The sequence below is a fragment of the Rhodobacter sp. SY28-1 genome, assembly GCF_005222785.1.
Classification (GTDB): domain Bacteria; phylum Pseudomonadota; class Alphaproteobacteria; order Rhodobacterales; family Rhodobacteraceae; genus Tabrizicola.
In genome coordinates this window covers 44542-56889 of the sequence record NZ_STGH01000003.1, presented here as the reverse complement: position 1 = coordinate 56889, position 12348 = coordinate 44542, and the positions used below count along the sequence as shown (strand labels likewise).

The following is a 12348-nucleotide window of genomic DNA, read 5'->3' as shown; positions in this document are numbered from 1 at the left end:
TGGCGGAAGGTGGGGGGCAGCGCAGGGTGCGTTGGTCCGGTGTTCTTGCTTTCGGCGGGACGCCTGCTGGGACGGGCGGACCGGGGGTTCCACCCCCGGCGCAGCCTTGGGTGCTTGAACCAATGGCGCAACCAAGGCTGCACCCGTGGGATATTTGGGGACAGGTGAAAGGGCTTTGGCCGCTTCAAAACGAAACGGGCGGGGAGCAGCCCCCGCCCGCTCGGTTGGCAGCAAAAAGGGTCTAGCGACGCTTCCTGTTCGGGCGCTGGGTCAGAGCGGAGGCAGCAGCAGTCTTTGCCGCCGGACTCGACTTAGGATCGCGCAACACCTTGGAAGCCGCAGATGCTGCGCGCTTGCTGGTCACTTCACCATTTTTCCTGGAACTCACTGAAATCACCCGCCTTTCAAGTTATCCCCATATCCACAGGAGTGGATTAGTAGGGGACAGTTTCAGGCACGGTATTGCCGCTTTCCTTGAAGCGTGATCCTAAGGACCATCGTCCCGCGAGGGGCGAGAAAGCTTCTCCGACGTTGTGCCATATACACGCCGGAAAGCTGGGGTGTTCCGTTGGCGCGGAACACCCCAACCCAATCTCAAATCAGCTGCACCCCGTCGTCGCGCCGCACGAGTTGCACTTCAGGCAGGTGCCGTTGCGGACCAGCGTGTAGTTGCCGCACTCGCCGCAGCTGTCGCCGGTGTAGCCTTGCAGCTTTGCCTTGGTCCGGGCGTCGGTGGCGCCGAGGGCAAAGGTCGAGGTCGATTCCGAGAAGCCCGAGACCCGGGTTTCGGAAAGGACCGCGGTCATCGGGGCGGCCATGTCGGTGCCGGTGGCGAGGCCTCCGAACGCCGTGACCCCCTGCCCGCCTTGCAGCACGGTGAATTCGTGCGGCAGGCGTTTGCGCATGTAGCCGGTCGAGGCGACCTGTTTCAGGACCTCCAGCGACTTGGAGGCGGCGGTGTCGGAGGGCTCGGCGATGTTGCGCTTGCCTTCCTCGTCACCGCGACCGAGGTCGTCGAAGCTCGCGCCCTTGGGGGCGACGTGGGCGAGGTCGGTGCGGTCGAGGTAGGAGATCGCCAGCTCGCGGAAGATGTAGTCGAGGATCGAGGTCGCGTTCTTCACCGAGTCGTTGCCCTGGACCATGCCGGCCGGTTCAAAGCGGGTGAAGGTGAAGGCCTCGACGAATTCTTCCAGCGGCACGCCGTATTGCAGGCCGACCGAGACCGCGATGGCGAAGTTGTTCATCATCGCCCGGAAGCCAGCCCCTTCCTTGTGCATGTCGATGAAGATCTCGCCCAGCGAGCCGTCCTGGTATTCGCCGGTGCGGAGATAGACCTTGTGGCCGCCGACGATGGCCTTCTGGGTATAGCCCTTGCGACGTTCGGGGAGTTTCTCGCGGTGGCTGCGGACGATTTCCTTGACGATCACCTTTTCGACGATCTTCTCGGCGATGACCTGGGCTTTCTCCATCAGGGAGCCGTTGGTCAGCGTCTCTTCGGCTTCCTCATCGTCCTCGATGAGGGCGGAAGCGAGGGGTTGGGAGAGCTTGGAGCCGTCGCGGTAAAGCGCATTGGCCTTGATGCCGAGGGAGTGGCTGAGCTCATAGGCCGCCAGCGTTTCGGCGATGGTGGCGTTGTTCGGCATGTTGATGGTCTTGGAGATCGCGCCCGAGATGAAGCTTTGGGCGGCGGCCATCATGGTGATGTGGGACTCCACGGACAGGAACCGCTTGCCGGTCTTGCCGCAGGGGTTGGCGCAGTCGAAGACCTTGTAGTGTTCGGGCTTGAGGAACGGCGCGCCTTCGAGGGTCATGGTGCCGCAGACATGGTCGTTGGCGGCGTCGATCTGGGCCTTGGTGAAGCCGAGGTGACGCAGGAGGTCGAAGGTCGGGTCGGCAAGGCGCTCGGCGGGGATGCCGAGGGTGCCTTTGCAGAAGTCCTCGCCCAGGGTCCACTGGTTGAAGACGAAGCGGATGTCGAAGGCGGACGGGAGGGCGGTCTCGATCTTCTCGATCTCGCGCGCCCCGAAGCCGTGGCCGATGAGGGCGGTGTGGTTGATCGCGGGGGCCTGGCCGAGGGAGCCGTGGCCGACGGCGTAGGCGACGATCTCGGCGGCCTGGGAGGTCGAGTAGCCGAGGGTTTCGAGGGCCGCGGGGACCGACTGGTTGATGATCTTGAAGTAGCCGCCGCCGGCGAGTTTCTTGAACTTGACGAGGGCGAAGTCGGGCTCGATCCCGGTGGTGTCGCAGTCCATGACGAGGCCGATGGTGCCGGTGGGGGCGATCACGGTCGTCTGGGCATTGCGGTAGCCGAAGGCCTCGCCCAGGCGCAGGGCTTCGTCCCAGGCGGATTTGGCAAGCTGGACAAGGGTTTGGTCGGGGCAGTTCACCTGGTCAAGGGCGACGGCGGGGACGTTCAGGCCTTCATAGGCCGTCCCGTGCGCGGCGGCGCGGTGGTTGCGGATGACGCGGAGCATATGCTCACGGTTGCGGGCGTAGCCGGAGAAGGGGCCGAGTTCCTTGGCCATCTCGGCAGATGTTGCATATGAAACACCTGTCATGATCGCGGTGAGTGCCCCGCACAGGGCGCGGCCTTCGTCGGAGTCGTAGCCGAGGCCCATGTTCATCAGGAGGCCGCCGATGTTGGCGTAGCCGAGGCCGAGGGTGCGGAAGTCGTAGCTGAGCTGGGCGATTTCCTTCGAGGGGAACTGCGCCATCATCACGCTGATTTCGAGGGTGACAGTCCAGAGCCGGGTGGCGTGGATGTAGGCCTCGGCGTCGAACTTGCCGTTCTTGTGGAAGGTCAGCAGGTTCATCGACGCCAGGTTGCAGGCGGTGTCGTCGAGGAACATGTACTCCGAGCAGGGGTTCGAGCCGCGGATCGGGCCGTCTTCGGGGCAGGTGTGCCAAGCGTTGACGGTGTCGTGGAACTGGATGCCGGGATCGGCGCAGGCCCAGGCGGCGTGGCCGATCTGGTCCCAAAGCTCGCGCGCCGAGACGGTCTTGGCGACCTTGCCGTCGGTGCGGCGGATCAGCTCCCAGGGTTTGTCGTCGCGGACGGCCTTGAGGAAGGCGTCGGTCACGCGGACCGAGTTGTTGGAGTTCTGGCCGGAGACGGAGATGTAGGCCTCGGAGTCCCAGTCGGTGTCGTAGGTCGGGAATTCGATCGAAGTGAAGCCCTGCCGCGCGTATTGCAGGATGCGGTTGGTGTAGGTGTCGGGGATCATCGCCTTTTTGGCGGCCTTGATCGCGGCTTTCAGGGCCGGGTTCGCGGCCGGGTCGGTCGCGCCATCCATGCTGCCATCGAAGGATTTGATCGCAGCGAAGATGTCGTTCAGGCGGGCCTCATGCATCTTGGATCCGGCGACGAGGGACGCGACCTTCTGTTCCTCGATGACCTTCCAGTTGATGAAGTCTTCGACGTCCGGGTGGTCCATGTCGATGATGACCATCTTGGCCGCACGGCGGGTGGTGCCGCCGGACTTGATGGCGCCAGCGGCGCGGTCACCGATCTTGAGGAAGCCCATCAGGCCCGAGGACTTGCCGCCGCCTGAGAGCTTTTCCCCTTCCCCGCGCAGCGAGGAAAAATTGGTGCCAGTGCCCGAGCCGTATTTGAAGAGGCGGGCTTCGCGGACCCAGAGGTCCATGATGCCGCCGTCGCCGACGAGGTCGTCCTTGACGGACTGGATGAAGCAGGCGTGGGGCTGCGGGTGTTCGTAGGCGGAAGCCGACTTGGTCAGCTTGCCGGTCTGGTGGTCGACGTAGAAATGGCCCTGCGACGGGCCGTCGATGCCGTAGGCCCAATGCAGGCCGGTGTTAAACCACTGCGGGCTGTTCGGGGCTGCCATCTGGCGGGCCAGCATGAAGCGCATCTCGTCATAATAGGCGCGGGCGTCGGCTTCGGTGGTGAAATAACCACCCTTCCAGCCCCAGTACGCCCAGGCCCCGGCAAGGCGGTCGAAGACCTGCTTCGCGCTGGTCTCACCCACTATACGTTGATCTTCGGGAAGCTGGGCAAGTGCATCCTCATCGGGGACCGAGCGCCACAGGAACTCGGGCACGCCCTTTTCCTTGACCTTCTTGAGGACAGCCGGAACGCCCGCCTTGCGGAAATACTTCTGGGCGAGCACGTCGGAAGCGACCTGGCTCCAGCCCTCGGGGACCTCGACAGCGTCGTTCCGGAAGACGATCTTGCCGTCCGGGTTGCGGATTTCGGACACGGTGGTGGTGAAATCCATCGCCCCATAGGCGCCGGTGGCTTCGGTGGTAAACTTCCGCTCGATCTTCATGCCCCTGATCTCCTTTTTGTGGCCCAAACGGCCATTGGTTATGTCAAATTGCGGGGCATCCCGGTCCTGTAACGCAGCGGTCAGGCAACAGCTGTCCGGTCCTGACGGTTGAGCGCCGTCAAGAGGGCCGCATCCGATTTGGATGCCCTTTGTGTGGGTCGTTCTGCCTGTCCGCTGCGGCACTAGATTTAGTGGTTGTCCCCGCCGCTTTGTCAAAGTGTCGTAATCTTCCGGCCCTATCAACGAAAAAATTACGCCTTGAAGCGAATTTTCCGGCTTGACGATATGCAGGTCACATCACCCGGCCGCGACCGCTTGTGAGCCCTGGATGTGGACAGGTCTGGGGACAGGCTTCGAGTAAAATGTGAAGAGCGCCGGATTTCCCAAGTCCTTGGCATGCTTGCAGCCGTTGGTTGCATCACCCCTGAGCGACAGCAGGTTGATTCCGTCCCGGCAGGATCAGGCCGGAGGCCGCGCCGGGCGGTTGATGAGGACGATTCCGGCGGCGACGAGAACGACCGCGAGGAGAATCGAACCTGTGACAGTTTCGTCGAAAAAGAGGACGCCGAGACCCACGGCGAATACGGGGGTCAGAAAGGAAAACGAGGCAACGGTCGACGAGGGATAGACCGACAGAAGCCAGAGCCAGGCGATGAACCCGCCTGCGACCACGACCGAGGACTGAAAGACCAGACCTACTATATGTAGGGGGTCCAGGTCGCGGATCAGCGGGCCGAAGAACAGGGATGCGACCAGAAGGATCGGGGCCGAGACGAGGACCATCCAGAACAGCTGCATCTCGGGCCCTTCGGCGCGCATGACGGGGCGGCGGGCGATATAGGCGGTAAGCGCCCAGCCCCAGGCGGCACCCAGCGCGCAAAGGTCGCCCGCAAGGCTTGCCTCGCCGGTGTCAGGGCGCGACAGGATGGCGGCGGCGCAACCTGCAAAGGCCAGGGCAAGACCAATGGCCTTGGTGCGGGTGATCCGCTCACCCAGGCCGAAATGCGCCAGAAGCGCGAACCAGACCGGCATCGAATACATGATGAGGGCCGAGCGGCCGACCGAGGTGAGGTCAAGCGCTACGAACAGGAACAGGAACTCGGCGGCGAAAAGCGCCCCGATCAGGAGGCCCGCGCCGAGCGATTCCCGGCGGAGCCTGGGGGGACGGCCGCGCCACACCAGCCAGGCCCAGACGAAGCCGATGGCCAGAAGCGAGCGCAGGCCCGCGAAGAACACCGGCTGCAGGCCTTCGTTCACCAGCTTGATGATGATCTGGTTGACGGCAAGCAGCACCTGGACTGCGAGGAGCGCCGTCAGGCCGAAGGCATCGAGTCGATCTTTGCGCATGTTTCCCCCTGCCCCGGCGGCCCCTTTTGCATTGACCCGTGGCCCGGGGCAAGCAAGCATGTCGCAGGTTGGTCAAGGGTGAGGGAGAGCGACATGAGCCTGGGCAAGACACTGTTGAAGGTCGCCATCGGCGTGGCGGTGGTGAAGGGTATTTCGGCGATGACCCAAGGCGGCGCGTCGACACCCGAGCCTGCCCCTGCCCCCGAGCGCAAAGCGGGTCGCGGAACGCCGTTCGACCCGAAAGCGTCGGGTCAATCCGGGGGGCTGGAGGATCTCTTGAAGGATGTGCTGGGCAGTGGCTCCCGCCCCAAGGCTGGCAGCGCGCGGACCGGCGGCAGTGGTGGTGGCCTTGGCGATCTTTTGACCCAGATGTCCGGGCAGAAACGGTCGAACCCCCGGGCCTCGGCGCCGAAAGGCGGGTTGGACGATCTGCTGGAGCAGTTGAAGGGGCGCGGGGCAGAGCCTGAGCTGGGTGGGCTTGCGGCCGGCACGCGCAGGACGACGGGCAAGGCCTCGGGCGGAGTGGGCGATCTGTTGGACCAGGTGCTGGCCGACAAGCCTGGGGGCCGCGGCGGGCCTGTGGTGCTGCCGGAGCCGGAGCGGGAAGAAGAGCTGTCGGCGGCGCTGATGCTGCGGGCGGTGATCCAGGCGGTGAAGTGCGACGGTGAGCTGGACGAGGACGAGAAAGCCCGGCTGATGCAGGCGATGGGTGAGGCCACGCAGCGCGAGGTGCAGGCCGTGCAGGCCGAGCTGCAGCGCCCGGTGAACGTGAAGGGCCTGGCGCGCGCGGTGCCTGCGGGGCTGGAGCCGCAGGTCTATCTGGTGTCGCTGATGGCGATCAACCTCGACCAGAAGGCCGAGGCGGAATACCTGCACAAGCTGGCCGGAGAGCTGGACCTGTCGCCGGATCAGGTGAACGCGATCCACGACCGGGCGGGGGCACCACGGCTTTATCGCTGAGGTTTTCTTCGCCGGAAGGCCGGTGTAGGCAGGGTGCCTTAGCCGGAGAACGCGATGCCCCCCCGTCCGACCGATGCGGCCGACAATACCCGTGCCGCCCTGCTGATGGTCGGCTCGATGGCGTTCTTCGCCGTCGAGGACCTGTTTCTGAAGCGGTCGGCCGAGGCTTTGCCGCCAGGTCAGGTGCTGGCGCTGACCGGGGCGGCGGGGGCCTGCGTGTTCTGGGCGCTGGCGTCGGGGCAGCGGCAGCCGGTCCTGTCGATGGAGGCTTTGCGCGGGATGGCGCTGGTCCGGACGCTGGCCGAGGCGGCGGCGGCGATGCTGTATATCGTGGCGCTGGCGCTGGCACCGCTGACGATGACCTCGGCCCTGCTGCAGGCCTCGCCCCTGGTGGTGGTCGCAGGGGCGGCGCTGTTCCTGGGGGAAAAGGTCGGCTGGCGGCGGTGGGCGTCGATCCTGGTCGGGTTCGCGGGGGTGCTGGTGATCCTGAAGCCCTGGGATGCGGCCTTCGATCCGACGGGCCTTCTGACGGTCGCCTGCGTCGTGGTGCTGGCGGCGCGGGACCTGGCGACGCGGGTGATGCCCGCGCGGATCGGGACGTTTCAGGTGGCGACCTGGGCCTATCTGGGGCTGGTGCCTGCAGGTGCGGCTCTGATGGCCGGGATGGGGCAGAGCTTTGTCTGGCCCACCCCCGGGCAATGGGCGGGGCTTGGCGGCGCGCTGGTTTCGGGCCTCTTCGGCTATTACGCGGTGGTCGCGGCGATGCGGCTGGGCGAAGTGTCGGTCGTGGCCCCGTTCCGCTATACCCGGCTGGTCTTCGCGATGGGGATCGCGATGGTCTTCCTGGGCGAACGTCCCGAGACGTCGACCCTCGTGGGGGCGGCCTTGGTGGTCGGGTCGGGGCTTTACGCCTTTGCCCGGGAACGCGCGCGGAAACGTGCTTCCCTCATGGCGTGAGCCGGGGTAAAGGCGAGGTCGAGAGCATCCTTCGGCCTTGAGGAACCACCCATGAGCACGATCATCGACATTCACGCCCGCGAGATTCTGGACAGTCGGGGCAACCCGACGGTCGAGGTGGACGTCACGCTGGAAGACGGGTCCATGGGCCGGGCGGCGGTGCCGTCGGGCGCGTCCACGGGCGCGCATGAGGCGAACGAGCGGCGCGATGGCGACAAGAACCGCTACAAGGGCAAGGGCGTCCTGGAGGCGGTCGCGGCGGTGAACGGCGAGATCGCCGAAGAGGTCGTCGGGTTCGACGCGACCGAGCAGGTCGGCATCGACCGCACGATGATCGAGATGGACGGCACGCCGAACAAGTCGCGGCTTGGGGCGAATGCCATTCTGGGCGTGTCGCTGGCGGTGGCGAAGGCCGCAGCCGAGTTCACGGCGCAGCCGCTTTATCGTTATGTCGGCGGGACCTCGGCCCGCATCCTGCCGGTGCCGATGATGAACATCATCAACGGCGGCGAACATGCTGACAACCCGATCGATATCCAGGAATTCATGATCATGCCGGTAGGCGCCTCCGACATCCGCGAGGCGGTTCGGATGGGGTCCGAGGTGTTCCACACGCTGAAGAAAGAACTTCAGAATGCGGGCCACAACACTGGGATCGGCGACGAGGGCGGCTTCGCACCGAATCTTAGCTCTGCCCGAGACGCGCTTGATTTCATTCTGAAATCCATCGAAAAGGCAGGCTACAAGCCGGGTGAGGATATCTACCTGGCTCTGGATTGCGCCGCGACGGAATACTTCAAGGGCGGCAAGTACGAGATGAAAGGCGAAGGGAAATCGCTGTCCATCGAGGAGAATGTCGAGTTCCTAGCGGGCCTTGCAGCGGATTACCCGATCATCAGCATCGAAGACGGCTGTTCCGAGGATGACTGGGCGGGCTGGAAACTGCTGACCGACAAGCTGGGGTCGAAAATCCAGTTGGTGGGCGACGACCTGTTCGTGACCAACCCGCGCCGTCTGGCCGAAGGGATCAAGGCCGGTTGCGCCAACTCCATGCTGGTGAAGGTCAACCAGATCGGCACCCTGACCGAGACTTTGCAGGCCGTCGATATGGCCCACCGCGCGCGGTATACCAACGTCATGAGCCACCGGTCGGGCGAGACCGAGGACAGCACGATTGCGGACCTCGCGGTTGCCACGAACTGCGGGCAGATCAAGACCGGTTCCTTGTCGCGGTCGGACCGTCTGGCCAAGTACAACCAGCTGATCCGGATCGAGGAAATGCTGGGCGAGACGGCGGAGTACGCCGGTCGCTCGATCCTGAAGGGCTGATCCTATGTTGCCCCTGATCGACGGCGCCCTGGCAATCCTTGTCGAGATTGCGCTGCTGATCGGGGTCGGCAAGGGGGCCTATGTGCTGGTGGGCGGCGGGGTGGCGGGCTGGATTGCCGGCTTCGCCGCCCTTGCCGTCATCGTGGTCATCTGGGGGATCTGGGCCGCGCCAGCTTCGGACCGGCGGCTGCCGATGCCCGGACTTGCCATCCTGAAAGCGGTCCTGTTTGCGGTGGGAACTGTCGGCTGGACCGCAGGCCCGGCATGGGCCTGGCCAAGCTTTGCTGCAGCGGCGGCACTGTCGTTGGCGTTGGGACTTGTCGTCTCGCGGTAGGCGCTGCCGGGATCGGCCTAGCGAAAGCGGGCAGGCCGAAATTCGGCCAGCATCGGGCTGTCCGGGCTGCCGGTTATCTCGGCCGCAAGGCATTCGGCCACCACGGGCGCCAGCGTCGCACCTGAGTGCATGACGGCAATCCACACTCCCTGAAGCGGCCCCTGCCCTACGACCGGCAGGCCGTCGCCCGGCACGGGGCGCATGGCCATCGCCTGGTGGGCGAAATGGATGTCGTGACCGGGAAACAAGGCCCGCAGCCGCTGCAAGGTCGCGTTCACAACCACGGGAAAGGCCCCGAGAGTCTCGGCATGGTCGCCCTGATGGCCGGCAGAGGCCGGGGCGATCAAGTGACCCGAAGCATCCTGGCGGACCTCCTGATCCGGGGTGGCAAGGACCACGGGGCAGATCGGCGGCAGGGGGTTGGTCGCGATCATCAGGCCAGGGCGTTTCAGCATGGGCAGAACGTAGCCGAAGGGCTGAAGCAATGCGGATGTGCCAGTGCCGGTTGCGAGGACCACGCGGGTCGCCGGGAAGGGCCCAAGGTCGGTGAGGACGCCGGTCACCCTGCCCTGTGCCTCGGTCAGGGATTGGACAGTAGCGCGGATGACCTTGGCGCCAGAGGCCGCGATCAGGGCGCGGGCGAGACTGGCGGGATCGGCGACGCCTTCTTCGGGGAAGAAGAGCGCGGTTTCCGGGACGGGGCCGAGGGCGGGGAGGCGCTCCGCAATCTGGGCGCGGGTCAGGCGATCGACCGTGTAGCCGAGGGCGGCGAGGTCGGAGGCGGTTTCGTCCTGCGCCTCGCCGGTCGCCTCGTACCACAGGCAGCCTTGCCAGGTGGTTGGCAGGCCCAGCAGGGCTTCGGTCAAGCGCCGGTGCGCGGCGAGGCCTTCATGGCGCAGGTGGTAGTGCGGGTGGCTCAGGTAGAAGGACGCGTTGAGCCAGCCGAAGCTGGCCGCCGAGGCGAGACCGCCTTCGGCATGGGTGGAGAGGATGGTCACAGGCTCGCCCGGCCGGGACAGCTGGTAAGCCAGCGCCGCACCGGTGATGCCAGCGCCGATGATGAGGGTGTGCGACATTGGCGAAGGCTGGCACGGGGCAGAACCGATGGCAACGGCTTCCCCGCTTGGCCCGGCTGGGTTACGTCTTTGCCATGCTGATCCTGTTGAACAAACCCTACGACGTGCTCTGCCAGTTCTCTCGCGAGGGGGAGCGGGCGGTGCTGGCGGATTTTGTGCCGGTGAAGGGGGTCTATCCGGCAGGAAGGCTGGACCGGGATTCGGAGGGTCTGTTGCTTCTGACAGATGACGGCAAGCTGCAGGCGCGGATAGCGGACCCGACGTTCAAGCAGGAGAAGACGTACTTCGCTCAGGTTGAGGGAGTCGTGACCGAGGCGGCGCTGGAGCGGTTGCGGGGGGGAGTGGTGCTGAACGATGGCCCGACGCTTCCGGCCAAGGCGCGGGGGGTGGCGGAGCCGGGGTGGCTCTGGCCCCGGGTGCCGCCGATCCGGGTGCGCAAGACGGTGCCGGACGGGTGGATTGAACTGACGATCCGCGAGGGGCGGAACCGGCAGGTGCGGCGGATGTGTGCGGCGGTGGGGTTGCCCTGTCTGCGGCTGATCCGCTGGCGGGTGGGGGACTGGACACTGGAGGGGTTGGCCCCCGGGGAATGGAGGCAGGCATGAATGCGCCAGATACGGCCGGGGCGATCATCGCGAAGCTTGGGCTGCAGCCGCATCCCGAGGGCGGGTGGTATCGGGAGACGTGGAAGGGGCCCGAGGTGGGCGGGCGGGCCTCGGGGACGGCGATCCTGTTCCTGCTGCAGGCGGGGGAGCGGTCGCACTGGCACCGGGTCGATGCGGACGAGATCTGGCTGTGGCATGCGGGGGCGCCGTTGGTGCTGTCGATGGGGGAGACGACGGCCCATGAGGTTCAGATGGGGCCGGATGTGCTGGGGGGCGAGGTGGTGCAGGCAGTGGTGCCCTCGGGTTGGTGGCAGGCGGCTTGGTCTTCCGGCGACTGGACGCTGGTCAGCTGCACGGTGTCTCCGGGGTTCCGGTTCGAGGGGTTTGAACTCGCACCGCCGGGCTGGAGTCTGTGATGGATCACAAGGAGTTCCTCGCCCAGATCCCGGCGGAGGCACGCGAGGCGTTGGTGGCGCGGTCTACCTTCGCGGGGCTTTGGCATCTGGCGGGGCATCTAGGGCTGATCCTGGGCGTGGGTACGCTCATCGGGCTGGGAGTGCCGGGTTGGTGGGCGCTGATCCCGGTGCAGGGGGTGCTGATCGTGTTCCTGTTCACGCTGGAGCACGAGGCGACGCATCGGACACCGTTTGCAAATGAGCGTCTGAACGACGAGGTCGGCCGGGTGGCGGGGTTCCTGCTGCTGCTTCCGTTCGAGTGGTTCCGGTTCTTCCATCTCGCCCATCACCGCTGGACGAACATCGAGGGGAAGGACCCTGAGCTTGCAGGAGAGAAACCTGCGACGAGGGCGGCCTGGGCCTGGCATGTGTCGGGCCTTCCCTACTGGATCGCTGAGGTTCGGCTGCTGGCGCGGCTGGTCTGGGGGCGGGCGGACGACGACTTCATCCCCCCGGTGGCGCGGGCGCGCGTGATCCGCGAGGCGCGGGGGATGGCAGTGGGGTGTCTCCTGGTGGGCCTGAGCCTCAGCCTGTCGACGTTCCTCTGGTGGGTCTGGGTCCTGCCAGTTCTTTTGGGCCAGCCCTTTCTGCGGCTGTACCTGCTGGCGGAACATGGCGACTGTCCGCGGGTGGCCGACATGTTTCAGAACACGCGGACGACCTTCACCAACCGGGTGGTGCGGTTCCTGGCCTGGAACATGCCCTACCATGTCGAGCATCACGTCTGGCCCCAGGTGCCGTTCCACCGGTTGCCCGAGGTGCACGGGATGATGAAGGACGAGTTGCGGGTGACCGCGGACGGCTACGCGGGCTTCACGCGGGAGTATCTGGCGCGGCGTCCTGCATGGACAGCAGAGGGAGAGCCCTGATATCAAAGGCTTGGCTGTGGAGGTTCACGAAGCGTCAACCGTAAAGCGATGCGGGGACCGGCGGGAATATAGCGGCGGTGGGTCGCATGGGGTTCAGGGCGGATGCTTGTCGCCGAAGTATCTGGGACAT

At 65.7% G+C, this 12348-nt stretch carries 10 protein-coding genes; 7 read left to right on the top strand and 3 right to left on the bottom strand.

Annotation, left to right across the window (positions count from 1 at the left end; genetic code table 11):
* Positions 1-599: 599 nt before the first annotated feature.
* Both E8M84_RS14380 and E8M84_RS14375 read right to left on the bottom strand, forming a co-directional pair.
* On the bottom strand, positions 600-4286 hold the full coding sequence (locus E8M84_RS14380; protein WP_137111926.1) for a vitamin B12-dependent ribonucleotide reductase: 3687 nt from the start codon (positions 4284-4286) through the stop codon (positions 600-602).
* Between the two features lie 459 nt (positions 4287-4745).
* A complete protein-coding gene (locus E8M84_RS14375) occupies positions 4746-5633 on the bottom strand; it encodes a DMT family transporter (protein ID WP_137111925.1) in 888 nt (295 codons plus the stop codon).
* A gap of 93 nt (positions 5634-5726) precedes the next feature.
* On the opposite strand from E8M84_RS14375, the gene E8M84_RS14370 reads away from it, so the two are divergent.
* Genes E8M84_RS14370 through E8M84_RS14355 form a run of 4 tightly spaced genes read left to right on the top strand, consistent with a single transcriptional unit; the run spans position 5727 to position 9213 of the window.
* Positions 5727-6593, top strand: a complete 867-nt coding sequence (locus E8M84_RS14370) for a DUF533 domain-containing protein (protein WP_137111924.1) — start codon at positions 5727-5729, stop codon at positions 6591-6593.
* Positions 6594-6647: 54 nt separating this feature from the next.
* The gene (locus E8M84_RS14365; protein WP_137111923.1) at positions 6648-7550 is read left to right on the top strand and encodes a DMT family transporter; all 903 of its coding nucleotides are present in this window, start codon (positions 6648-6650) and stop codon (positions 7548-7550) included.
* 51 nt (positions 7551-7601) lie between these two features.
* On the top strand, positions 7602-8879 hold the full coding sequence (gene eno, locus E8M84_RS14360) for a phosphopyruvate hydratase (RefSeq protein ID WP_137111922.1): 1278 nt from the start codon (positions 7602-7604) through the stop codon (positions 8877-8879).
* Between the two features lie 4 nt (positions 8880-8883).
* Entirely contained in the window at positions 8884-9213 is a 330-nt protein-coding gene (locus tag E8M84_RS14355; protein ID WP_137111921.1) for a YrdB family protein, read from the top strand.
* Between the two features lie 17 nt (positions 9214-9230).
* On the opposite strand, the gene E8M84_RS14350 is transcribed toward E8M84_RS14355, so the two are convergent.
* Positions 9231-10289, bottom strand: coding sequence for an FAD-binding oxidoreductase (locus E8M84_RS14350; protein ID WP_137111920.1), 1059 nt, complete (start codon positions 10287-10289; stop codon positions 9231-9233).
* Positions 10290-10363: 74 nt separating this feature from the next.
* Between E8M84_RS14350 and E8M84_RS14345 the strand changes: the two genes are divergently transcribed.
* Genes E8M84_RS14345 through E8M84_RS14335 form a run of 3 tightly spaced genes read left to right on the top strand, consistent with a single transcriptional unit; the run spans position 10364 to position 12218 of the window.
* Complete coding sequence (locus E8M84_RS14345; RefSeq protein WP_137112755.1) at positions 10364-10894, top strand: pseudouridine synthase; 531 nt, start codon at positions 10364-10366, stop codon at positions 10892-10894.
* Positions 10891-11310, top strand: a complete 420-nt coding sequence (locus E8M84_RS14340; RefSeq protein ID WP_205914626.1) for a cupin domain-containing protein — start codon at positions 10891-10893, stop codon at positions 11308-11310. The genes E8M84_RS14345 and E8M84_RS14340 overlap by 4 nt, the downstream gene beginning before the upstream one ends.
* Entirely contained in the window at positions 11310-12218 is a 909-nt protein-coding gene (locus E8M84_RS14335; RefSeq protein WP_137111918.1) for a fatty acid desaturase, read from the top strand. The genes E8M84_RS14340 and E8M84_RS14335 overlap by 1 nt, the downstream gene beginning before the upstream one ends.
* The last annotated feature ends 130 nt before the right edge of the window (positions 12219-12348 follow it).